Source organism: Maribacter thermophilus (genome assembly GCF_001020565.1).
Classification (GTDB): Bacteria; Bacteroidota; Bacteroidia; order Flavobacteriales; family Flavobacteriaceae; genus Maribacter; species Maribacter thermophilus.
The window spans coordinates 3,216,845-3,241,605 of record NZ_LDAS01000001.1; the positions used below are offsets into that span (position 1 = coordinate 3,216,845).

23 protein-coding genes are annotated in these 24,761 nt (G+C 38.9%); 7 read left to right on the forward strand and 16 right to left on the reverse strand.

Annotated elements, in window-relative coordinates:
• Nucleotides 1-14: 14 nt before the first annotated feature.
• The 13 genes from AB657_RS13920 to AB657_RS13980 form a co-directional block, all read right to left on the reverse strand.
• Complete coding sequence (locus AB657_RS13920) at nt 15-1,880, reverse strand: SulP family inorganic anion transporter (protein ID WP_047247045.1); 1,866 nt, start codon at nt 1,878-1,880, stop codon at nt 15-17.
• Nucleotides 1,881-2,045: 165 nt separating this feature from the next.
• Nucleotides 2,046-2,675 (reverse strand): carbonic anhydrase family protein, encoded by a 630-nt coding sequence (locus AB657_RS13925; protein WP_047247046.1) that lies wholly within the window; start codon nt 2,673-2,675, stop codon nt 2,046-2,048.
• 27 nt (nt 2,676-2,702) lie between these two features.
• Nucleotides 2,703-3,530, reverse strand: coding sequence for a hypothetical protein (locus tag AB657_RS13930; protein ID WP_047247047.1), 828 nt, complete (start codon nt 3,528-3,530; stop codon nt 2,703-2,705).
• Nucleotides 3,531-3,569: 39 nt separating this feature from the next.
• Nucleotides 3,570-5,162 (reverse strand): SulP family inorganic anion transporter, encoded by a 1,593-nt coding sequence (locus AB657_RS13935; RefSeq protein WP_047247048.1) that lies wholly within the window; start codon nt 5,160-5,162, stop codon nt 3,570-3,572.
• Nucleotides 5,163-5,236: 74 nt separating this feature from the next.
• Nucleotides 5,237-5,533, reverse strand: a complete 297-nt coding sequence (locus AB657_RS13940; protein WP_047247049.1) for a hypothetical protein — start codon at nt 5,531-5,533, stop codon at nt 5,237-5,239.
• A 57-nt stretch (nt 5,534-5,590) separates the two neighbouring features.
• Nucleotides 5,591-6,352: a tetratricopeptide repeat protein gene (locus AB657_RS13945; RefSeq protein WP_232304887.1), complete on the reverse strand. Its 762-nt coding sequence runs from the start codon at nt 6,350-6,352 to the stop codon at nt 5,591-5,593.
• Between the two features lie 2 nt (nt 6,353-6,354).
• Nucleotides 6,355-8,160, reverse strand: coding sequence for a BatD family protein (locus tag AB657_RS13950; protein ID WP_157491756.1), 1,806 nt, complete (start codon nt 8,158-8,160; stop codon nt 6,355-6,357).
• Entirely contained in the window at nt 8,144-9,001 is an 858-nt protein-coding gene (locus AB657_RS13955; protein WP_047247050.1) for a tetratricopeptide repeat protein, read from the reverse strand. The genes AB657_RS13950 and AB657_RS13955 overlap by 17 nt, the downstream gene beginning before the upstream one ends.
• Entirely contained in the window at nt 9,002-10,048 is a 1,047-nt protein-coding gene (locus AB657_RS13960; protein WP_047247051.1) for a VWA domain-containing protein, read from the reverse strand. It lies immediately after the preceding gene.
• Between the two features lie 2 nt (nt 10,049-10,050).
• Nucleotides 10,051-11,049: a vWA domain-containing protein gene (locus tag AB657_RS13965; protein WP_047247052.1), complete on the reverse strand. Its 999-nt coding sequence runs from the start codon at nt 11,047-11,049 to the stop codon at nt 10,051-10,053.
• Complete coding sequence (locus AB657_RS13970; protein WP_232304888.1) at nt 11,050-12,648, reverse strand: hypothetical protein; 1,599 nt, start codon at nt 12,646-12,648, stop codon at nt 11,050-11,052. It lies immediately after the preceding gene.
• 62 nt (nt 12,649-12,710) lie between these two features.
• Nucleotides 12,711-13,577 carry a DUF58 domain-containing protein gene (locus tag AB657_RS13975; protein WP_047247054.1) on the reverse strand — a complete coding sequence of 289 codons (867 nt, stop codon included), beginning with the start codon at nt 13,575-13,577 and terminating at the stop codon, nt 12,711-12,713.
• 100 nt (nt 13,578-13,677) lie between these two features.
• Entirely contained in the window at nt 13,678-14,679 is a 1,002-nt protein-coding gene (locus AB657_RS13980; RefSeq protein ID WP_047247055.1) for an AAA family ATPase, read from the reverse strand.
• Nucleotides 14,680-14,837: 158 nt separating this feature from the next.
• Between AB657_RS13980 and AB657_RS13985 the strand changes: the two genes are divergently transcribed.
• The 3 genes from AB657_RS13985 to AB657_RS13995 are packed head-to-tail and all read left to right on the forward strand — an operon-like array spanning nt 14,838 to nt 17,614.
• The gene (locus tag AB657_RS13985) at nt 14,838-15,713 is read left to right on the forward strand and encodes an aldo/keto reductase (RefSeq protein WP_047247056.1); all 876 of its coding nucleotides are present in this window, start codon (nt 14,838-14,840) and stop codon (nt 15,711-15,713) included.
• A gap of 12 nt (nt 15,714-15,725) precedes the next feature.
• Nucleotides 15,726-16,481 carry an SDR family NAD(P)-dependent oxidoreductase gene (locus AB657_RS13990; protein WP_047247057.1) on the forward strand — a complete coding sequence of 252 codons (756 nt, stop codon included), beginning with the start codon at nt 15,726-15,728 and terminating at the stop codon, nt 16,479-16,481.
• Entirely contained in the window at nt 16,478-17,614 is a 1,137-nt protein-coding gene (locus AB657_RS13995) for an ATP-binding protein (protein WP_047247058.1), read from the forward strand. The genes AB657_RS13990 and AB657_RS13995 overlap by 4 nt, the downstream gene beginning before the upstream one ends.
• Before the next feature lie 34 nt (nt 17,615-17,648).
• On the opposite strand, the gene AB657_RS14000 is transcribed toward AB657_RS13995, so the two are convergent.
• A complete protein-coding gene (locus tag AB657_RS14000) occupies nt 17,649-18,593 on the reverse strand; it encodes a carbohydrate kinase family protein (RefSeq protein WP_047247059.1) in 945 nt (314 codons plus the stop codon).
• A gap of 189 nt (nt 18,594-18,782) precedes the next feature.
• On the opposite strand from AB657_RS14000, the gene AB657_RS14005 reads away from it, so the two are divergent.
• From AB657_RS14005 to AB657_RS14020, 4 genes are all read left to right on the forward strand, one after another.
• On the forward strand, nt 18,783-19,916 hold the full coding sequence (locus AB657_RS14005; protein WP_047248009.1) for an SPFH domain-containing protein: 1,134 nt from the start codon (nt 18,783-18,785) through the stop codon (nt 19,914-19,916).
• Between the two features lie 54 nt (nt 19,917-19,970).
• Nucleotides 19,971-21,053: a hypothetical protein gene (locus AB657_RS14010; protein WP_047247060.1), complete on the forward strand. Its 1,083-nt coding sequence runs from the start codon at nt 19,971-19,973 to the stop codon at nt 21,051-21,053.
• Nucleotides 21,050-21,784, forward strand: coding sequence for a metallophosphoesterase family protein (locus AB657_RS14015; RefSeq protein ID WP_047247061.1), 735 nt, complete (start codon nt 21,050-21,052; stop codon nt 21,782-21,784). Before AB657_RS14010 ends, AB657_RS14015 begins: the two co-directional genes overlap by 4 nt.
• A gap of 64 nt (nt 21,785-21,848) precedes the next feature.
• Nucleotides 21,849-22,847: an acyl-ACP desaturase gene (locus AB657_RS14020; protein ID WP_047247062.1), complete on the forward strand. Its 999-nt coding sequence runs from the start codon at nt 21,849-21,851 to the stop codon at nt 22,845-22,847.
• A gap of 79 nt (nt 22,848-22,926) precedes the next feature.
• Here AB657_RS14020 and AB657_RS14025 read toward each other — a convergent pair whose 3' ends face one another.
• Nucleotides 22,927-23,481: a hypothetical protein gene (locus AB657_RS14025; protein ID WP_047247063.1), complete on the reverse strand. Its 555-nt coding sequence runs from the start codon at nt 23,479-23,481 to the stop codon at nt 22,927-22,929.
• 29 nt (nt 23,482-23,510) lie between these two features.
• Nucleotides 23,511-24,416 (reverse strand): OmpA family protein, encoded by a 906-nt coding sequence (locus tag AB657_RS14030; protein ID WP_047247064.1) that lies wholly within the window; start codon nt 24,414-24,416, stop codon nt 23,511-23,513.
• Between the last annotated feature and the right edge of the window lie 345 nt (nt 24,417-24,761).

Consider the following 24,761-nt stretch of genomic DNA (forward strand, 5'->3'; position numbering starts at 1 on the left):
ATCTGTTGTACCGTCTAGAACTTGTCTTTTACATTTTCCTTTATCCAATTCAGACATTCTTTAAAAGTTTTAAAAATATGTTCTTCGGGTATTAAATCGGGTATAACGTCTACACGCTCCATCATATATCTTGGTTGTTTCAATACATCTACCAATAATACGGTGATTCCCGATCTTTTTAGGTCTATTAAAACATCTTCTAATGTGTATAGGCCAGATTGGTCCATATATTGCATACGCCCCATTCTAATGACAACTGTAGAGGCCGTTCTCGGTATTTGATCGGCCAATTGTAGAAATTCGCTGGTCGAGCCAAAAAATAGTGGGCCCTTTAGGTGTTTTATAAAAACCTCTTCTTTTAGGTTCTGGGGAAATGTTGCTTCATCTGGCCAATTGGCTTCTTTTTCCAAAGATTTAACATCGGAACGTTCTGCCGTAAGGTCTCCCATTTTTTTCATGAACATTAGAGACGCTATTACCAGCCCTATACCAACTGCATAAACAAGGTTCCAGACAGAGGACAATACAAGAACAACCAACATTATAACCACTTCCGAACTAAATTTAACAGGGCCTAGGCTTACATCCTTTGGTAAGCTAGGAATGGCTTTTAGTCCTTTATAATCCATTACACCAATACCTACTGTTACTAAAATACCGGCCAATACAGCTGCAGGAATCTGCGATGCGATCGGCCCAAGTGCCAATAAAACTATTAAGAGTAGAACACCTGCGGCCATACCCGATAATTTTGTCTTACCGCCGGCATTGATGTTAACTACCGTTCTAATGGTAGCACCTGCTCCGGGCAGACCGCCAAATATAGCGGCCATACTATTTCCGATTCCTTGGCCAATCAGTTCTTTGTTGGGTTTGTGCTTGGTCTTGGTCATATTGTCGGCAACTACCGATGTTAAAAGCGAGTCTATTGCACCCAATAAAGCCAAGGTAAGTGCTGTAAATACATAAGGTGATATGGCTCCTAATTTAAATTCTGTAAAAATATTTAGGTTGGGTACAGGAAAACCGCTGGGTATTTGTTCTATGGGTCTATAGTCCAATCCAAAACCGTAGGCGACTCCTGAAACTACGACCAACGCTACTAGGGCACTTGGTATTTTGGTGGTTATTCTTTTAAATCCGTAAATGATTATTATGGTAGAAAGGGCAAGGGACAACTCTAACCAATTTATGTTTTTTAAAGCTCTTGGTAGAATTTTTATTGCACCGATAACTCCAGAGGCATTTGTGTTGGCAAGCGTTTTGGCCTCTTTGAGAATTTCCTCTTCGGTAATTTTTTCTGCCCTTACAATGGTTTCTTTAAAATCCTCCAAGACCAAAATACCTTCGCCCGCCTCTTCTTTTAAGATGTTTTCCAGAATTATTTCCTCGGCCATCGGTTTATACTCGTTCACATAATCCAGATCCTCTTTTGGATAATAACCTATGGCAGGTAATATTTGTGTTATTAAGATAATGACCCCGATCGCGGTCATAAAACCAGATACTACGGGATATGGTATATATCTTATGTATTTGCCTATTCCCAACAACCCAAGCCCCACTTGCATTAGACCAGCTAAAAGAAATACAAGAAGAATACTGGGCAATGCCTTTTCCAAATTTCCATCGTTTACGGCCACCAAACCTGCAATTACTACCATACTTACGGCGGTCATGGGTGCCGTAGGGCCAGAAATCTGAGTGTTGGTGCCACCGAACAATGCTGCGAAAAAACTTAAAAATATAGCTCCATAAAGGCCCGCACTTGGTCCCATTCCAGAACTTACACCAAAAGCCAAGGCTAAGGGCAAGGCAACAATACCTGCCGTAATACCACCAAACAAATCACCTTTGAAGTTTGAGAAAAGTTTTTTCATAATCTTAGAGTAACCAATAATAATTTTAAATCTATTTTTTTCGATTGATCATTATAAATGAACTAATGGGTAAAGTTATGGAGGGCATTTTAATGATAGGCTATAATACGTTATAAAATGATGTAAAAGCCGCTGTTTTACAACGGCTTTTTTCCAATATTACTTTTATTCATAAAATTTTACTGCACCGGTTGAAATGTCGTACATGGCCCCAACAATCATAATTTCCTTTTTTTCTTCCATTTCGGCCAAAACACTACTTCTTTTTCTAATGTTTTCTAGTGTCATTTGAACGTTTTTTTCGGCTACGGAATCTACAAATTCTAAGTTTTTAGAATTTCTTAAACTCTCATCGGTAGGCTCTTTGACTGCTGCTACTGCAGGTTCTATTTTGTTTATCAATGAGGTAAGGTTGCCCAATCTCGCATGGTCGCAAGCTCCCTTAATGGCGCCACAACTGGTGTGGCCCAGCACTACGATCAATTTAGTGCCAGCCAGCTTACAACCAAATTCCATACTTCCTAAAATATCTTCGTTTACGAAGTTTCCGGCGATACGTATACTAAAGATATCGCCTAAACCTTGGTCAAATACTAATTCTGCGGATACCCTGGAGTCTATACAGCTTAATATGGTCGCAAAAGGAAACTGTCCGTCACTTGTATCGTTTACTTGTTCAAGTAAATTACGGTTTGCCTTTAGATTGTTTTGAAACCTCTCGTTACCTTCCTTTAAGAATTGTAACGATTTTTCGGGGGTCATGGTTGCTTGTGTTTCTCTTGTATGTGCTTTCATTGTATTTTTATTTTAATTGTTGGATTGTTATGATGTATAGTTATGTTCGCTGGTAAATAACATGGGAACGTTCAGATTAGCTATAATATCCTTAACATTCAACATCTCTGTAGAATGCTTGTTTTTTTTATTGAAATTATCTTTTGTTCTGTTAACGCAAAGAAGGTTTACGTTGTTTATAGAAAGATAATTCGATAAATTTTTAAAAGAATCGTCTCGTTTCTCAAAGACAAAGTCAATCGTTTTTGTTCCCTTGAATACGTTATGGGAGTCAAGTTCGTCACAGTTTTTAGTGATAGTGAACATTTTAATAGGTTCTTGGGTGTGCGTGAGCAGACTATCTGCAAATTGAACATCCTTTATTTTTTCACCTGTGTTCAAGAATGCCATTGATAGCTTTTTTGATTCTAGAGTTATATCATTATTGGCTATAAAGATAGAGCCTCTGTGATGTTGAAGAACACAATTCATGGCATTATCCTCAAGAAAATCGAACATTGTGGATTTTCTTTTTTCAAGAACTACAAAATCGGGACAATTATCCTTTATATATTTTTTAGTCTCGTTCTTTATGTTTCCGACGGAGCAGGAATATGAAATGGGTACCCCAAAATCTTTGGAATATTCATGTATAATGTCCCTGATTTTTTTGTCGGTTTCTATGTATTCATGGCTCAGGGCCCGAATTGCCGATAATTGGCTTTCTTCTCTAACGACATCAAAAGGTTTCTTAATAAGGAACAGGGTAATTTCCCCGTTAACTATATTGGCGAGATTAACGGTGCTTTTGAGTGTCTTGTCCAGGTATTTCGTGGAATGCGAGAATATTACTATTTTATATTTGTCTTTTTTCATCTCGATGTTTTTTTATTATTGATATACCAGAAAGAAAGACTAGCTTAAACTCAATTTTGATTTTGGTCTCTGCTCAAAGAATTCAGTAAAACTTGGGGGATTTTCAATTATTCCACGTTTTGAGAGTAGCTTAATATCAATATTTCTTTCTTTCGCCTTAAATGCGAAGTCCTCTAAAATTTCGATTATATCATAATCCAAGTATCTTGTTTTAAGAATATCTAATTCTAGATAAGTATTTCTGGGCAAGTTTTCTAATTCTTTTAAGATGGCTCCTTTGTTAAAAAAAGTAACCTCTTCTGCCAAAGTCATTTTAATCTTATGTTTGCCATTGCTATTGTCTTCAATATGAAGAAAGTGCGAGTTTTGGTAACTCTTTAAAAGTATGACAACGATACCTACCGCTAGACCTAGGCTTATGCCTACTAATAAATCGGTGAAAATGATTCCAGCTACCGTAACAAAAAATGGAACTGATTGTTTCCAACCAAGTTTGTACATCTTTTTAAAGAGAGCGGGTTTTGCCAATTTATAGCCTACAATAAATAGAATAGCCGCTAAGACCGATAACGGAATCAAATTCAACAACCGAGGTATTAGGACCACGGAGATGAGTAGTAAAAAACCATGAATAATAGCGGAAAGCTTGGTTCTACCACCAGATTGTATGTTGGCTGAACTTCTAACAATTACCTGCGTGATGGGTAACCCTCCGATCATTCCTGAAATAATGTTTCCTGTACCTTGGGCCAATAATTCACGATTGGTGGGTGTAACGTTTTTATGTGGGTCGATCTTATCTGTCGCTTCCACACACAGCAGGGTCTCCAAACTGGCGACCAATGCGATCGTAAATGCGGTAACCCAAACTTGGGGATTGCTAATAGCTGCAAAATTTGGAAAGCTGAATTGACCAAAAAACGAAGCGGCATCTTCCGGTACCGGAACGCTGACCAAATGTTCTTGTGATATACCCAATACTTCATTGTCTTTAGTTAGCACGTAGTAAATAATACCTACGGCCACGGCCACTAAGGGGCCTTGTACAAGTTGAAATATTTTCCCTTTTTTAGAGAGAACCTTGTCCCATAGCAATAGTATTGAAAGGCCAATGAGTGCTATTAAGGTTGCTCCAGGGCTAATGTTATTAATGGTATTGAGTATTTCCGAAAAGGTGTTTTCTCCATCTACTTGAAAAAAGGCCCAGTCTCCTTCTGGATCGGGGTCATAACCAAAAAAATGAGGTATTTGCTTTAAAATGATAATGATACCTATACCCGTAAGCATTCCTTTTATTACCGATGAAGGAAAGTAGTAACCGATAACACCGGCTTTTAAGAACCCAAAAATTAGCTGAATAATTCCACCTAGAACAACGGCGACCAAAAAGTTTTGGTAACCTCCCAAGGCACCAATGGCGGTAAGTACTATAGCCGCCAAACCAGCGGCGGGTCCACTTACGCCGATTTTGGAACCACTTAAAGCTCCAACAACAATACCACCGACAATACCTGCAATTAGACCAGAAAATAAGGGGGCCCCACTTGCAAGTGCTATTCCTAAACATAAAGGAAGGGCAACAAAGAAAACTACGATACTCGATGGAATATCGTTTTTAATATATTTAAACATAATAATAAAGTGTTATGTCTTGCATCTAAATGCAACACGTGTTAGTTGATTGAAATAAATAAAAACCGAAAAAACTAACAGGTGCGTTCTGGGGGAGGCGATAAAACTTCCAATGTATGGTCAAAACAAGCCATACCTTGGTAATCATTTGTTTTTGATTTGTCGATGAAACAGATCAGGGAGAAGTTTAAAAGGTTTTCTTTGACAAATTTTTCTTCACAAAAAGATTTTTTGCCAGACTCTTGCTGCTCTTCTTCGTTAAGATTTGTAACAACAATAGGTTTGTCTGGATTGCACAGCGTAGCCACACTTGGTGCAACAATTGCAAAAAGCCACAAAAATAACAAGGTAAAACGTGCAAATTGTTTCATATTGCAATGTGAAACACAAATATACAACTCATTGTTTCAAAAATTGTTAATGTATTTTTAAAAATCCTTTAACAATTTTAATTCTGTTTGGGGAACCCAACCTGTTTTTCCGTCCGAAAGCCTTATTTTTTTCCAATTGTTCAGGGTTTCCAGTACGTTAACTTTTGTGCCCGAATGTAAGGTAAAAATAGTTTCGCTAGTATTGTTTGGCTCGGTATTTACCGCAATTTCTTCCGCAAATATAATGGCAGGGTTGTCTAGGTTGTAATCCCTTTTGCCTATGGCGGCGAACGTTATGCTTATAATACACAGGAACAAGGCGATTAGACTACTGATGAACGCCCATCTTTTTCTAGTGGAGAATTTAAAGTAATAAAAAGCAATGTACAGCAATACGAACAAAACCATGAAAATAATGGAAATGTAGGCCCATTGATCAAACGTTAGTACACTGGTCACATTTTTGTAAATACGGGCCAATCCGGTTTGGGGAAGCGTATCTATTGCATCTAAGGTCATATTTTGTGCAAAACTTAGATTTGTCTTTACCTCTTCGTCGTTTGGGTTTAGAAGTAACGATTTTTCGTAGTAATAGATGCTTTCCGCAATATTGTTCAATTTATAATAGGCGTTTCCCAGATTATAATAAAGGGCGGCGGAATGCTCGCCACTTTCCAGTATGGAATTATATAGTTCAATGGCCTTTTCGAAATCGCCATTGTTATAGGCTTCGGTGGCTTGATCGAATAATTTGTCGTTCTGCGCAGAGGCAATGAACATAAATAGCAAACCTAGAATTAAAGTGAACTTTTTGATCATGGCTATAATTCTTTATCCATTAATGAAATCACTTCACTGGCCTTTTCATAATCACGTTGCATTTCTACATCTGAGAAGGGGCTGTACCTTGCCGCTTCACAATTTTGTAAAAGACCTATAAAATCTGTTACGGTAGCTTCTTCGATTTCCTTTTTAATAAGTAATTCCGAAATTTTGTCCTTGCTAAATTCCGAGGTCTCTATTTTCAGTTTTGCCTTTAAATAGTTATGCAGGGCTTTTTCAAGGGCAACATAAAAAGAATCTTTGTCGCCAAGTTGCTTTTTGGCTGCCGAAAGATATTTTCTTGCCAACTTATTCGCCTTTTTAACTTTGTTACCTATGACATCACTTGCAATGGCATCTCTCTTTTTTCTGAGGAATATAGCTAAGGGGATTAGAAGTAACGGTCCTAGCAATAACAGATAATAAAGGTCGGAACCAAAAAAGTAAGAAATACTTTTTGATGATAGGTTTGGTTTCAATTTTATAAAATTGAACTGGTTTCCACTGGCAATAACCTTTTGCTTGTTAGCGACCACACCGTTATTGGAGATTGTGTTAGAAGCACTCGTAGGGCCTTCCAATACGTTAATTAGAATTTCATCGGAATTAAGGGTGTGGTATTTTTTTGTATCAGGGTTAAAATAGCTGAACGATATGGGAGGAACAGGGTATTTTCCCCTATACGCCGGTACTATGGTGTAGCTATTGCTCACTTTGCCTTGCATACCACTTAAAGTTGTACGTACATTTTCAGTAAATTCTGGCTCAAATACCTCTAAAGAGCTCGGAAGCTCAGGTTCTGGTAATTTAAACAACTTTAAGTTTCCCTTGCCGCTAACTTCAACAACCGCTTGTAAAGATTCCGAAGCGTTTAAACTGGTTTTACTGGTAGTGACAGAGAAGTCAAAATCACCTACGGCACCAGTAAAATTAGCTGGCTGGTTGGCTGTGGGCAGACTTTTTACATTGATGGTCCGTTTACCTGCAGAAACCGTTTTGTTGGTTTGTGAATAGATTCTTCCTCCAAAAAAGTCTCGTCTGTTGGTAGGTACATCTACGGTAACGTCCAAAGAAAGTGGTTCTATCTCCAGTTTTCCTGTTTTCTGCGGATATAGAACTACTCTTTTTAGTACAACATATCTATATGGTTTGCCCTGGTATGTTCCATTTTGTGCACTTAATCTGGACACCCTTATGTCTTGGCTCCAAAAATTATTGTATTTGGGGTTGTCCAGTGGTTGATAGTTTGAAACACTGATGTTGGGACTTACATATAATTTATAAACAACGCTTATAGCTTCATTTAGATAAGGGTCTGTCTTTGATACCTCTGCGACCAAGTGAAGGTTTTCATCTGCGATATCGTCGGCTGTCATCTGATCACTGGGCTTGTCTACGGCAGCAGTAACCTCAACTTCTTTAGGTAATGATTTATAGGTGACCCCATCTATGACAATAGTGGCCTGCTTTATGGTAAATTTTCCTTTGGCAGTTGGTGCCAAAGTATATGAATATGTTTTTGAATAACTTCTAACGCCATTGATCCATGAAGAGCTAATGGATTGCGATGGCCCCATAAGAACCCTGAAACCTTCAAAGTCTGGAGGGTTAAAATTGTCCCCATCCTTATTCATGGTGAAATCAACTCTTAATCGCTCGTTAAGTCCCAGTTTGGGTTTGCTCAATCGCATTTCAAAAGTAACCGCATCCTCATCTTGAGCATGTAAGATGAATGCGAACAACAAAAGTGGCCCTAATAAGAAGAGCTTTTTGTTCTTCATGAATATGTTACCAATCTTTTTCATTCTTTACTTTAGCCCCCTTTACTTTTTTTGCATCAATTTTTTCCTGTACTTTCTTCTCGGCATTTTGCATGGCCCTCAAAAGATTTTCTACCTGTTGTTTACTTAACTGGTTTGGTTTTCGTTCAGGTTGATCCTTGGGTTTGTCTCCGTCCCCTGGTTCGGGTTTTTTCTTTTGCTCTTCTTTTTTGTCGCCATCACCTTCTTTGTTCTCGTCTTTTTGATCATCACCTTCATCGCCCTTGTCCCCTTTGTCCCCTTGATCTTTTTTGTCCTGGTTTTGGTCTTCTTTATTGTCGCCTTCCTTGTCTTGGTCTTTGTTGTCTTTTTGGTCTTCCTTATTTTGATCGTCCTTGTTCTGGTCCTTGTTCTGGTCTTCTTTCTTTTGCATTTCTTTTGCAAGGGCGAGGTTGTACCTGGTCTCTTCGTCAGTGGGGTCGTTTCTAAGGGCTTCTTTGTATGCTTCTACGGCTTTGGCATATTCTTTACGTTTCATGAAAACATTGCCCATATTGTGGTAGGCCTTATGTTTTTCATCTTTGGTAGTGGCAGTTTCACCAGCCTGTTTGAATCTTCCGAAAGCTTCGCTGAAGGTTTCTTTATTGTAATAAGCAGTGCCCAGATTGTATGGGGCAATCGCATTTTCTGGATCTTTGGCTATGGCCATTCTATAATCTACCTCGGCTTGAACAAAATTATCTTCCGATAAGTTTTTGTTTCCGTTCCATGTAAGATTCGTAGCGTCTTTAAGAGCTTTTTCTTTTTGTTTGGCCTCTTTTTTTTCTTGGGCAACACTTAAGCCCGTAATAAAAAGAAAAAAAAATGTGATTGCTATATTTTTCATTTACTCAGGCTGTTTGTCATTAAATAAATTCAATTTTTTTAGCCATTTTGTCTTCCTGTCCAAGATAAAGATTTCTAAAAATAAGAACAAGAGACCTGCGGCAAGAAACCATTGAAACTGATCTTTAAATTCTGCAAACTGCTTGGCCTCGAACTCTGTTTTGTCCATTCGAAGCAATTCTTCCTTTATGATAGATACGGCTTCTTCGGTATTGGTGCCATCTATGTAAAGGCCTTCGCCCTCCTCTGAGATTTCTGCCAATACTTCTGGGTTGAGCTTTGTTATAACCACTTCGCCCTGGGCATCTTTTTTTAAGGTTTCCAAGATACCGTTTCTTTTGATTGGAATAGGAGCACCTTTTGGTTTACCTACACCAATGGTGTAAATTTTTATGCCTTCATCCACCGCTTCTTCCACCGCATCCAAGGTAGTACCTTCAGAATGGTCTTCCCCGTCAGAGATGATAAAAAGAACTCTATTGGTCTGGTCTTCATCATCATAGAAGGTCGTGGCCAGTTCTATGGCTTCGTTAATGGCGGTACCTTGTGACGAGAGCATATCGGTATTCATGCTTTGCAAAAACATTTTTGCGGCCCCATAATCTGTAGTAATGGGCAATTGTGGAAATGCTTGGCCGGCATAGGCGATAATACCAATACGGTCACTTGCCAATTGGTTGATTATTTCAGAGACGATACGTTTTGCCTTTTCTAATCTGTTGGGTGCAATGTCTTCCGCCAACATACTTTTAGAGACATCTACGGCAAATACGATATCTACGCCTTCTCGTTTTACGGTCTCCAATTTTGTGCCGATTTTTGGGTTTACCAAGGCAATGATCAAAGACGAAAGGCCCAATAGAAAAATTATCAGTTTTAAGGTGCTTTTATAATAGGACCTCGTAGGCGTTAACCTTTTTAATAAGGTGCTGTCGGCAAATTTTTTCTGGGTACGCTTTTTCCAGATCAATAAAAGCAGAAATAGCACCACTATCACCGGAATGATGAACAGCAAATAGAAATATATTTTTTCGTCTAACTGTATCATAACTATATAAAACTTCTAAATAAGGTATTTCGCAAAACCCATTCTAATAGAAGAAATACCCCGGCCAATAAAACCCAAGGTCTAAATTTTTCTTCATATCTGTAATATTTAAACTCTTCTATCTCTGTTTTCTCCAGCTTGTTTATTTCGTCATAGATCTCTTCCAATGTTTCGTTGTTGGTGGCCCTAAAGTATTTGCCCCCGGTCACCTCTGCTATACTTTCCAACAGTTCTTCGTCGATTTCTACCTGGCGCATACCGTACCTAAAAGACCCATCGGCATTATAGTTAATGGGTGTAAGGGCATTGCCATTGGTGCCAAGGCCTATGGTGTATGTTTTTATTCCATATTCGGTAGCAAGGTCTGCGGCGGTTTGGGGCTCTATAAAACCAGAGTTGTTTACCCCATCGGTCAAAAGAATAATAATTTTACTTTTGGCCTTACTTTCTTTAAGTCTGTTTACCGAGGTTGCCAGTCCCATACCAATAGCGGTACCGTCTTCTAATTGGCCATATGAAATATCACGTAATGCGTTTAGCACAATGCCTTTGTCGGTAGTTATCGGTGTTTTTGTATAACTTTCACCTGCGTAGACTACGAGCCCTATTCTGTCATTGGGTCTTTTTTTGATAAAATCGGATGCCACTTTTTTAAGGGCCGAGAGCCGATTTGGTTTTAAGTCACGGGCCAACATACTTGAAGATACATCGATGGCCATAACAATATCTATACCTTTGGTCGTTTTGGTACGGGTAGAAATATCTTCGGTCTGTGGTCTGGCCATGGCGACTATAATGGCACTTAGGGCCAGCAACCTGAGCAAGAACAGTGCAGGTTTTAATTTGGGTAACAAACTATTGTGCCGAAAACCCTGAAGGGTAGAGATCCTAAGGGCGGCGGTTTCTTCTTTATTCTTAAAGATATACCAAAGGATAGCCAATGGCAATAAGAGAAATAGCCAAAAGAAATCAGGATTTGCGAATGATATATTCTCTAACATTTAAACATCGGTTTTTACCTCAACACTGGTTAAAATTCTATCTACCATTTCTTGTGCGTACATATCTTCATCTAACCAAGTAATAATTACATTTTGCTGAAAGCCTTTTCCTCCAAATAATAAAACGGTGTATTTTCCTTTGACCAATTCTTCGGAGTCGGGAACGGCAAAATCTCCACTACCGTATACCTTGATGCCTTTTACGCCACCAATAGTGGTAAATTCTTCTTGTTTGGTAATAATATTTTTGGCCCCCTGTTTTTCGAACCCTTCAATTATCTGTTCAATAGTTTGGTCAAAGGCGGCCTGGGCTTCTTGGTTCATGGTAATGGAAGTCGTTCCCACGGTGAACAAACTTTCGGGACTTCGATAGCTAAAAGCTTGAATCTCTTGAATGTTTGCTTTGGCCTCGGGAGGCAATTTTACTTCGTTTCTTACCAATACCTTAGGGGTTTCCAATATAATAGGCGGATACCCGTATGCACTTGATATCCAATCACCTTCCAACAATTCTTTGGTAGGATGTCCGAAAACGGTGTCCTTTAACTGTGCAAAACCTATTTTTAGTCCTGCGATCAAAATGGCGAGGACAAGTATACCTGCCAAAGAGGACAGCCCTATGATAAGCTTTTTCTTTTGTTTTCTGCGGCTCAGTTCTTCTTTGTATTCCTCTTGTTGCAGAAGTTCTTCCTCTGTAGGTTCTGGCAGGGCATCATGGGTCTTTACGACAATTTGTTCTACCAGTTTTCTATCTTGTTCCGCCTTAGAGGTAGAAGGTTTTGATTTGGCGAATTTTACCAAATCTGCTGTTTGTAAGATATTTTTGAATTGATTGATCGTGTCTTTCTCCAATTCCAGTTCTCCCGAATCACTTAGTAACTCTAGCTTTTCTATTAGCTGTCCTGTAGTACTTTCCAAGGCGGATACATTGACGTCTTCTTCCAAATAAGACCTTACGATGGTGGTTAGCTCTGAATAATATTGCTTGTATTCATCTTGGATCAAGTATTTAGAGTTTTCCAATCGCTTTAACTCTAAGAGGGCACGATCATATGGGGGCAATAAGGCTTCTTTTTCTTCTTGTGTTAAAGGCTTTTTGCGAATAAAGAACCAATAAAATATGCCGCCCAATAACAATAAGGCCAATAAAGCGATGGTTACATACTTCCATCTTTCTGTAGGCACCTTGTCCACATTGATGAACGGTTTTATATCATACATTTTCTGGGCAATGGTATCTACCGGTACGGTTTCTACATTGATCATCATAGAGTCCGTAAAATAACCGATGCCATTAATGTCTATTCTTTGTGCGGGAAGTTTGTATGCGCCAGAATCGAATTGTGTAAGGGCATATATTTTATGAAGGGTGAGTCTATCTTTTTTTCGGGTGGTATCGGTAGCAAATGCCTCTACCATTTCTAGAGGGGAGAATGTTTGTCCCTCAGGAAAAATAACTTGGTCGGTAGAGTCTACATCCACCAAAACTTTCCAGTGAATCTGTTCTCCAATTCTAATATAGGTAGTGTCTATCTCTGTGGAGATGATGGGCTTTTGTTGAGAAAAACCTACAAGTGAAAAAAGAAATAAGCACGTCATAAGTATCCATTTTACAGAAGGTAAAATGGTATTGACTTTAAAATGTACTCTTTTAATTTGCATTAAGCTCTTCTTTTAAAATACCCTAAAAGTTTTCTGACATAGCTTTCGTCCACTCTGCAATCCAACACGCCACATCCCGCTTTTGTAAAGGTATCCCTAAAATAATCAACTCGCTCACGATAAAACTCTGTGTACGAGTTGCGGACCTTTTTAGATTGGGTGTTGATCAGTTGTAATTTTCCCGTTTCGGCATCCATCATCTGAACCATTCCAAGATTGGGAATATATTCTTCGCGTTCATCATATACCCTTATTCCGGTAACATCGTGTTTGTTTCCAATGATCTTTAATGTTCGTTCGTAATCGGAAGCAATAAAATCGGACAGCATAAAAACAATGGCTTTTTTCTTCATTACGTTGGTGAGGTATTTTAAGGCCTCTGCTATATTGGTCTTATTGCTAACGGGTTTAAACTCCAATAGTTCCCGTATTATTCGAAGAACGTGGGTTTTTCCTTTTTTAGGTGGAATAAATAATTCTACCTGATCAGAGAACAAGATGACCCCTACCTTGTCATGGTTTTGTAGGGCGCTAAAGGCTAGGGTTGCCGATATTTCGGTCAGAATTTCGTTCTTAAACTGGTTTTTGGTACCAAAAAATTCCGATCCGCTCACATCTACCATTAGCATCATGGTAAGCTCTCTTTCTTCTTCAAAAACCTTTACATATGGTTCATTATATCTGGCGGTAACGTTCCAATCTATACTACGTACATCATCGCCAAATTGATATTGTCTCACCTCACTGAATGTCATACCTCTACCCTTGAACGTAGAATGGTATTCCCCACCAAATACATGGTCGGACAGACGGCGTGTCTTAATTTCAATCTTACGAACTTTTTTGAGTAATTCTTTGGTATCCATTTGTTTCAGTTAACAGTGATTATCAAGCAGAAGTCGGTGAGAAGGTCATCTTCTATTCTTTGAACGGGTCATGAACCTTTAGTGACAACTGTGAACTGATTTATGGCACTTCTATCTCGTTAACGATCTTATTGATAATTTCTTCAGAGGTAATGTTTTCCGCTTCGGCCTCGTACGTAATGCCTATTCTATGTCTTAGCACGTCATGTACCACGGCCCTAACATCTTCCGGAACCACATAACCCCTTCTTTTTATGAAAGCATAACATTTTGCGGCCGTACCCAAATTGATACTACCACGTGGAGATGCCCCAAAACTTATTAGGGGTTTTAGATTTTCTAGATTATATTTTTCGGGATATCTGGTAGCGAAAATAATATCAAGAATGTATTTTTCTATTTTTTCGTCCATGTAAACTTCGCGCACCGCCTTTTGTGCACTAAGAATCTGTTTTAGCGATACCACTGGTTTTACGGTTTCATAGGTCCCCAAAAGATTTTGGCGCATTATAAGTTGCTCCTCGTTCATTTTGGGATAATCTATAACCGTTTTTAGCATAAAACGGTCTACCTGTGCTTCGGGCAATGGGTAGGTACCTTCTTGTTCAACAGGGTTTTGGGTTGCCATTACCAGAAATGGTTTGTCCAACACAAAAGTTTCGTCGCCGATGGTAACTTGTTTTTCCTGCATAGCTTCCAATAAAGCCGATTGTACTTTGGCAGGGGCTCTGTTAATCTCATCCGCTAAGACAAAATTTGCAAAAATTGGGCCTTTTTTAATGGAGAAATCATTTTCTTTCATGTTATAGATCAACGTTCCCACAACATCAGCAGGCAAAAGATCCGGTGTAAATTGTATTCTACTAAAACTTCCTTTTACGGCTTTGGCCAACGTATTAATTGCCAATGTTTTAGCTAAACCCGGAACACCTTCCAAAAGTATGTGGCCCTGGCCCAAAAGCCCGATCAACAATCTTTCGACCATGTGCTTTTGACCAACAATGACCTTGTTCATTTCAAGAACAAGTAAATCTATAAATGCGCTTTCCTGAGCAATCTTCTCATTTACCGCACTTATATCAACAGTAGTATTTTCTTCCATGTATCAGCTTGTTTTTGGCGTAATTTAGCTTAAAAAATTAACAGTTACGCAAATTGAAAATTAATTCACTGAGTCGCTGTTAACGATTGGTTAAAAAAAGCCAAAGTCCCTTATTTTTATGAAGTATTTAAGGGATTTATTTTTAATTTAACTTCTTTATGGAAAGAACCTCTATGTATTCGCGAATTATAGCTGGCACCATGACTTGGGGCAAATGGGGCAAAGATTTTTCGGTAGAAGAGATGATATCCCTTATGAACCACTGTTTGGCGTTAGGGGTTACCACTTTTGACCATGCCGATATATATGGTGATTATACCAATGAAGATCAGTTCGGGAACGCTTTTTCTAAAAGTGGCATTAAAAGGGAAGATATTCAATTGATCAGTAAATGCGGTATTCAATTTAAAGCTGAAACCAGGGATAACAAGGTAAAGCATTATGATTACGGCAAAGATTATATTGTTTGGTCTGTCGAGAGGTCTTTGCGGAAACTACGGACAGAATATTTGGACATGCTGCTTTTGCATAGGCCCAGCCCTTTAATGGATCCCAATGAGGTGTTGGAAGCAATTACCCGATTAAAAAAAGAAGGAAAGATCCGGCATTTTGGGGTGTCGAATTTTACGCCATCGCAAATTAGGCTCTTAGAAACGGTCGTGCCGGTCGAAGGAAACCAAGTGGAATATTCGTTAACTTCCAACTCTGTAATGTACGATGGCACGTTAGACGATTGTATGTCAAACAATAGATTGGCAATGTCTTGGAGTCCGTTGGGAGTTTATTTTAAAGAAAATACCGAACAGACCAAAAGAATAAAAACCGTACTTCATAAACTATGTGACAAATATGGCGTAACAGAGGATCAATTGTTGCTTTCATGGATATTAAGACATCCGTCCAAGGTATATCCTGTTGTAGGTACGACCACTCCCAAGAGGTTAGAGTCCGCTATAAGGTCCACTATGTTACAGTTAGAATTGGAAGATTGGTTTTTGTTGTTAGAGGCAAGCAATGGTCATGAAGTACCTTAAAATATTTTGAGTATGAGTAAAACTGCTTTTATAACAGGGGCCACCAGTGGTATAGGAAAAGCTACGGCAGAACTTTTTGCTAAAAATGGCATAAATCTTATTTTATGTGGTAGGCGGCAAGAAAGGTTGGACGATCTTAAGAACAAATTGGAAAAAAGGGTTAGGGTCTTTACTTTGAACTTTGATGTGAGAAACAAAGCATCCGTTCAACAGGCAGTGGCTTCTTTGCCCGAAGAGTTTTCCAAGATCGATATGCTGGTAAATAATGCTGGCAACGCCCATGGTCTTGATCCAATTGAAGAAGGCAATCTAGATGATTGGGATGCCATGCTTGATATCAACGTTAAAGGTTTGTTATACGTTTCAAAGGCAATTTTGCCACAAATGATAAAAAGAAAAGAGGGGCATATTATAAATATTGGATCTACCGCTGGCAAAGAAGTATACCCTAAAGGAAACGTATATTGTGCAAGCAAACATGCGGTAGATGCCATAAACCAAGGCATGCGTATAGATCTAAATCAATATGGAATAAGGGTTGGTGCCGTAAACCCGGGGTTGGTCGAGACCGAGTTCAGTAATGTTCGTTTTAAGGGGGACGATGAACGGGCCAATGATGTGTACAAAGGTTTTACACCGTTAAAACCAGAAGATATTGCAGATGTTATTTATTTTGTAGTTACCAGGCCATACCATGTGAATATTGCCGATTTAGTGGTAATGCCTACAGCACAGGCCTCTTCAACAATTGTGAATAAGAAGGTATGATCAATAAACGTCTTCTTGTCAAAAACTTGCTCGCCCATAATGACGAAAATAGTTTTTACGACAAAAAACGTTTTATCTCTATCGGCGAGAAAGAGGGAAAAGCCAAGTTTTTAAAACACGTATGTGCCTTGGCCAATAGTAACCCTGACAATAATTCTTTTATTGTGGTGGGGGTAGAGGACGAGGACAATAAAATTGTTGGCGTAGATTTTTTTGATGACAGTAAGATCCAGAACTTGGTAAATGCCTATCTGGACAACCCTCCCTTAATTTCATATGAGAACATACCCTTTCCGCATTTACCCGAAGGTAAGGTGGTAGGGCTGGTTACCATTAGGTCCATAGGTAAGGTTTGTGCCCTGCGCAAGAATATTTGGAAATACTATGGGGGCATGGTATTCTTTAGGGAAGGCAGTATAAGTTTGCCAAAAGCCTACGGTATACAATTAAAGGACCTCAATTCAGAAACTGTAGCCACCATAGAACAGCATGCCAGAAATAATATAGAACTTACACTGGACGGTGTCATAGATTTTTTGAATAACAGACATAGGGATCTGGACAGCCACTATAAAGTTTTTAAAGAGCAGTTCGTAGTTTGTTGGGCAGGCAATACTAAAACTGTGAAAGATCAAACGTATTATTACAGGGTAGATATAGAGCTTATAAACGAACAGGTAAAACTCTTTTACTCTAACCTTGATGAGGTTACAATTACCTTTGATGAAGATTCTTTTACAACCATAGAGTATGTGCAATTGGGCTTGGGGACAAAACAGAAATATTTTCCGTTAGAAAAAGTAGTCATTAACTTTCAAGATAACGGCACTTATAAGATAGAATCGGAGTTATTGTTCGAGGCGCCTCAATATGACAAAAAAACTTTGTTCCATGTCTATAACAACAACAATTCCCTTTTGGCAAAAATAAAAACCAATATACCTTTAAAACCGAGGGAAAAGGAAGACATGAAACATATGGCGGATACCTATCTCATATGCTACCTAAACGGGTTCGAAGAGGCCAAGTCCCAGATGGAACTTGCCAAAAATTTGACCAAGAAAAAATTTCCTGAAACATATAGCTCTATGAAAGAGGCTTTAAGGGTTTTAAGAAAGGTAAAATATAACTAAGCCTTCGACCATTTTTATTTACGGCCTTACCGTGTTAAGCCTCCAATTGTTCGGGTGTCGGTAGAGACTCTATGGCACCAAAGTTTGTAGTGGTAATGGCGCCCGCTTTATTGGCCAAGGCGATCATTTGTGTAAGTTGGCTTTCGTCTTCCAACACTTTGTCAAGATTATCGTGCATGGAAAATTGTTTAAGCAAGCACCCAATAAAAGCATCGCCGGCACCCGTGGTATCCACAGGGTTCACCTGTATGCTCTCAATTGTTTTTGAAAATTTTGGGGTGCTTAACAAGGTTCCTTCCTTTCCAAGGGTAACAACGATTATAGGTACGCCCATTTCATGAAATACCTTACAGGCCTCTTCCAAGTTTTCTTTGTTGGATAGTAATTGGGCCTCCTCTAAACTGAACTTACATAAATGTGATTTTTCAATAAAAGGGGTGCATTTTTTTATAAACAATTCTTCTTTGTTCTTCCAGAGGTCCATTCTATAATTGGGATCGAAGCTTATAAATGAATTTTGGGTCAGTGCATCGAACAAGTACCTGCCGTAGGCCTCTTCCAGCTCTCCACCGAGCATGGCCGTGGCGGCACCAAAATGAACAATATTGTTGTGAAACTCTTTTTTCAAAGCAGGGTCATATTTTAGTTTTTTGTCGGCCCCCCTGCTAAAGACAAAGTCTCGTTCCCCATCTTCGTCTATAGAAACAAAAGCTAGGGTCGTAAAAGTATCCGAAAGCTGTGCCGAAGAGATATCCACATTTTCATTTTTAAGAATAGTAAGCAAGAAAGCACCGAACGGATCATTTCCCACACATCCTAAAAAGGCGCTTTTGCCGTTTAGCTTGCTAATGGCACAAGCAACGTTTGCCGGTGCACCGCCGGCTTTTTTTGTAAATTCTTTGGCTTCAGATAAATTTTTTCCTTGGTTTTCGGCAACAAAATCGATCAACAGCTCTCCAATGCAAAAGACTTTTTTCATACAAAAGGTAAAATTAGATTTTCTAAGATAATCAGAAAAAAGGGCCAATATAAACTTTGTTGTGGATTATTGGAAGTCTAAATATTCGAATAGTGGGGATATTTTATTTTTAATGGTTTGGTAACCACATTTTTTGTTGGGTATGATGGAATTCCCTACCTTTTTAGGACAATTAAAAAAGATAGAAAAATGAGCATATTTGATGAGATAAAGAAGAAATTAAGTAATGAATTTATAGATATCGTAGAATGGTTGGATGCCTCGAACGATACAATAGTACATAGATTTGAAAGATATCAGAACGAAATAAAGAACAATGCCCAGTTAATTGTAAGGGAAGGTCAAATGGCCGTTTTCGTAAACGAAGGCCAACTGGCAGATGTCTTTAAACCTGGCACCTACACATTGAACACAAAAAACTTGCCGATACTTACGACTTTAAAAGGGTGGAAATATGGTTTTGACAGCCCTTTTAAGGCCGAAGTTTATTTTGTGAACACAAGACTTTTTACCGATGAGAAATGGGGAACTAAAAACCCGTTTATGTTAAGCGATGACCGTTTTGGCTTGGTAGAGATAAGAGCTTTTGGTACGTATAGTTTTAGAATTAACGATCCGGGTAAATTTATCGTAGATGTTGTTGGAACGGATGGCAATTTCACCAATTTTGAAATAAACGAACATTTAAAAAGTTTGATCGTTACGCGTTTTACGGATACTGTGGGCGAGGCAAACCTACCTATAGAGTTATATGCCGCCAACACAAGCGAACTTTCTGAAACCTGCCAAGAGGTGATGCAGCCAGAATTTAACAGGGTAGGTATAGAACTGGAAAAATTCTATATAGAGAATGTATCGATGCCGGAAGAGCTTAAAAAGGAAATTTTCGAGTATAGTCGTTTAGACAAGTTGGATATGAGCAAGCTAGCCCAGTTCAAAGCGGCAAAAGCAATGGAAGCTGCGGCCAAGAACGAAGGCGGAACTGCAGGTGCAGGTATGGGCATGGGTATGGGCTTTGTCTTGGCCCAACAAATGGGCGGTTTAATGGGAGGCCAAGCTATAGGGCAACCAACGCAACCTCAACAAGCTTCTATGGCACCTCCCCCGGTTCCTGTCCAGGTAAATTATTATTATGCCGTAAACGGGCAACAAATGGGGCCCGTATCCTTTGAAAGGTTAAAAGAACTTTTTGCGAGTAGAACCATAAATAGAGATTCTTTAATTTGGAAACAAGGCATGGCCAACTGGAGTGCCTTAAAAGACATAGAGGAACTAAAATCCTTTTTGGGAGGCAATACACCACCACCGTTGCCAACGGTTTAATAAATATAAAAGCAAGAAAGTTGTTCACTTTGTGTAAAGGTGGTAGTTATTTCTATGGAAGATATTAAAGCATCAGAACAGAAGAAAGCCTGTGCCAATTGTGGCGCTGAGCTAAAGTTTAAACCTGGTTCAAATCAACTTACCTGTGAATATTGTGGATATGAGGAATTTATAGAGCAATCTAAAAGCAGTTTTGAGGAGCTGGAGTTAGAGCATTATCTTAAAGTGGTAGGAGAAAATGCCCATACCAATACCATAGAATTATTGCATTGCAAGAATTGTGGGGCCAACCAACATGTTGAAGAGCATTATAAATCATTGGACTGTGTATACTGTGGGGAACCTTTGATTCTTGAAGATGCGGAAACAGAGGGGTGGATTCTGCCTGGTGCCTTGGTTCCTTTTCAGTTAGATGCTAAAAAGGCGCGAAACATATTCAAGACATGGGTAGGTAATCTTTGGTTTGCGCCCAATAAACTAAAAAGAGCTGCCTTAGATCCAGAAGGAATGCATGGGTTGTATCTGCCATATTGGACTTTTGATGCGAATCTTTTTGCATCGTACCAAGGGCAGAGAGGAGATTATTATTACGAAACACAAACCTATAATACCAGTAAAGGAAAACGAACAAGGCAAGTTAGAAAAACAAGATGGTCAAGTGCTTCGGGCAATGTAAATGGTTTTGTCGATGATATTCTGGTCAACGCCTCACAGAGAAAAAGAAACCTTATTCCAACGAAGATCGCATTTTGGAATTTAAAAGATCTAGTGCCTTTTAATTCAAAATATTTATCAGGCTTTGTGACCGAAAAATACACGGTTTCCTTGAAGGAGGGGCATCGCCAATCGTTTCAGAAAGCTAAGAATATTGCCTATGATTGGATTAGGAAAGATATAGGGGGAGACACACAACGTATAACCAACGCGGATATTAAACTCACCGATGAAACTTTTAAACATGTGTTGCTGCCCGTTTACATTAGTTCTTACAGATATGACGGAAAGGAGTTTAATTTTTATATCAATGGACAAACGGGTGCAGTAAGCGGAAGCAGACCTTATTCTTTTTGGAAAATCTTCTTTTTAATCCTTTTTATTATTGTTGTAATTGGGGTAATTGCGATTTTTGCTAAATGAATTCAGATAGAACATTTGTTATAGGAGACATACATTCGGGATTAAAGGCATTACAAGATTTATTGGCAAAAGTTGGTGTTACAGAAACGGATACACTCATATTTTTGGGAGATTATATAGATGGTTGGAGCGATGCCGTTGAAACCATTAACTTTCTAATAGAGTTAAAATCATCCCATAATTGCATTTTTTTAAGGGGCAATCATGATGAGTTGTGTTATGAATGGCTTGCCAAGGGCAAAGACAACCCCACATGGTTTATGCACGGGGGCAACGCCACGGTGGCTTCGTACAGTAACATTGACGAAGCAACAAAAAGAGGTCATATCGCCTTTTACAAAAATCTCCGAAATTATTATTTGGATGATGAAAACAGACTTTTTTTACATGCAGGGTTCACTAATCTAAAGGGTATTGATCATGAATATTTTACCAAAACGTTTTATTGGGATCGCACCCTTTGGGAGTTGGCCCTGGCCTTAAACCCAGAGTTAAAGAAAGATGCCGTTATCTATCCAAAACGGTTAACTTTATATAAAGAAATATATATTGGTCATACCCCGGTGACCCGCATAGGGGAAACCACCCCGCAAAATGCTGCAAATGTTTGGAACATAGATACGGGAGCAGCTTTTAAAGGGCCATTAACGGCAATGAATGTAGATACAAAAGAATATTGGCAGAGCGAGCCCGTACATACTTATTATCCGGGCGAAACAGGGAGAAATTAAAAAAAGAGATTTATTTAAGTTCAATTCATTATATTATTGGCGAACTTTGATTAAAAATATAATTATGGCAGAAAAAAATATAAGACTAGAGGTAATGCAAGCCTTAGAACCTAAAGTAGCTGGTTTTATGGATTCTTTTCTTATTCCTGTAGAAAAGATTTGGCAACCTAGTGACTTTTTGCCAGATTCTGAACAGGATGATTTTATAGAAAAGGTAAAGGAAATACGGGAAGAATCGAAAGATTTGGGATATGATTTTTGGGTAACCATGGTAGCCGATACCATTACCGAGGAAGCACTGCCCACCTATGAATCATGGTTAATGGATGTTGTTGGAATTGACCAGCACGGGGATTATAAAACCAATGGTTGGGCCAAATGGGTAAGAGCTTGGACAGGTGAGGAAAATAGACATGGCGATGTGTTGAACAAATATTTATACTTGTCCGGACGGGTAAATATGAGGGAAATTGAAATTACGACCCAACATTTAATTTCCGATGGTTTTGATATTGGTACCGACCGCGACCCTTATAAGAACTTTGTGTACACTTCTTTTCAAGAACTGGCCACCAACATTTCACATAAGCGTGTGGGGCAGATGGCCAAGAAAAAAGGAAACGCCTTATTGGGTAAAATGTGTACGATCATCGCAGGTGATGAAATGAGGCATCATTTGGCCTATAGGGAGTTTGTTAAAACAATATTCGGCGAGGATCCTTCTGGGATGATGTTGGCCTTTGCCGACATGATGAAGAAAAAAATTGTAATGCCGGCACATTTCTTACGCGAATCTGGAGGTACCATAGGTACGGCATTTGAGAATTTTTCCAATTGTGCCCAGCGTTTAGGGGTGTATACTGCACAGGATTATGTTGATATACTAAGAAAATTAAATACGTATTGGGAGCTAGAGACTATTAGGTCTTTGAGCGAGGAAGCTGAAAAGGCGCGCGACTATCTGTTAAAACTTCCTGCTAGGTTAGAACGTATTGCGGAACGCATGAAGTTTCCTGAAGACCAATACCATTTTAAATGGGTTGAACCTAATGGAGCATTATAAAAATTAAATTTTATCTATAAAAATGCAAAACCCCGATCTTACATAGATCGGGGTTTTCGTTTGGTCAGTTTGTTATTGGTTATAGTTTACCGTGGTCATGTTCGTCTTGCCACTTCGAAAGATCTTCCCATTTACCCTCGTAGCACATTTTAGCTTGCATTGGCCAAGATGCAGGGTCGTGTATTTGGTAACGTTTTCCACCGCCATCCAGTATTTTTTGGCAATCGGCGACAGAGGCTTCAGATAAAGCTTTCCAGGTTTTTATACCTGCTTCCTTGAACATTGCCTCAATTTTAGGTCCAATACCTTCTACCACTTTTAGGTCGTCTTGTTTTATGGTCTTTCCGAACACGGCTTTTGCTGCAGCGCCATCAAAAGGAATAGAAGCTGCTACGGCTCCGGCGGCAAAAGAGGCTGCTGAAGCACCTAGGTTTGTGTTTGTGGAAACTTTCTTGTTACAGGCATCCAAATCTGCTTGTAATTTTGAGTTTTTGTCCTTCAATATATTTAATTCGGCAGAATTATCAATGGTGGTACTACTTCCCTTACCGATAAGGTACCCTAAGATTCCACAAATTACACCAACTAAAAGTGGAATAAGCCAACACCAGATGTTCATATTTTCAAAATTCATTTTTTACTGTTTTAATTGTTATTTAATAATTAATTAAGGGTTACTACAGTTCGTCTGTTTTGAGCTCTTCCTTCCTCTGTTGAGTTATCGGCTATAGGTTCTGTTTGACCTTTGGAAGAAGTATTTATTTTTGTTTCGGAGATGCCGTTTTGCATCAAATAGTTCTTCGCAAAATTTGCCCTGTCCAGCCCTAAGTTCATGTTGGTGGCGGCTTGTCCGGTATTATCTGTATGTCCGATTACATTTACGGCGGCACCTTCGACCTTATCCAGATATCTAGATATATCGGCCACTTTCTGGCGTTGTTCGGAATTTAGGTTAATGGATGCTTCCGCGGTGTTAAAATATAGTACTAAAGGATCGGCTTTTATTTTTTCATACAGGGCAGAAAGTTCTTCCGCTGCATTTTCCGTTTGTTCACCAAGGGCATAAGTAATGGGCCCAAGGTAAATGTTGTTTTCCGGTACCATTTCGTCCATCAATTTACCATAAGTGTTAATACTTGCAGAAGATATTCCTTTTGAGACAAAGTTATTTTTCACCGCATTTGCCCTTGCGATACCAAGATTTGGATAAGCGGAGGTATTGGTTTCTTCACTGGTGTAGTAACCTGTTATATCCACTACCTTTGCTGGATTTACCTGAAAAAACGATTTTAAGGTATCAATGCCAGTTTCCAAGCTGCTTGCCAATGGCATTAGAATATCGGAAGATGAAATGTTAAAATTATAATTGTCATTTGTGTTGTAAGAAAATGAGCCGTCTTGCAGGGCAAAGGGATAGGATGTTGTCTCGGGAACAACGGGGGTGGCCACTTCTTTCGGGGGTTCTTCTACCGTGCTGTCTCCACATTCACTACAACAGGTAATGTAGAAATAGGTACCTGCCAGAATGGTAATCAACATCAGCAGTAGATTTGTTGTTGTTTTAGTCATTGTTCATATATGTTTAGTGTTTAGCGTACAATGTATTAAAAAAATCTTAAAATTATGATAAAAAATGAGTCTTAATTGCTAATAATCAGGTAAAAACGATATCCAGTTATACAAGGTTCAATGTCATTTATACAGGTTATGGTATAGTAGACATAAATCGATTTTTCTTTAAGGATATTAAATAGGAAATTGCAGGGACAAATAAAAGAGCTTACTATCTCTCCCGACGAAGTTCCGGCATTGAGATAGGCATAGTTAAAAAATTTGAGTTAGTTGGTTTTAGGAATGAGCTCCATTAATACATTTATGGAGCTTTTTCTTTGCGACGGTTTAGGGTAGAATATC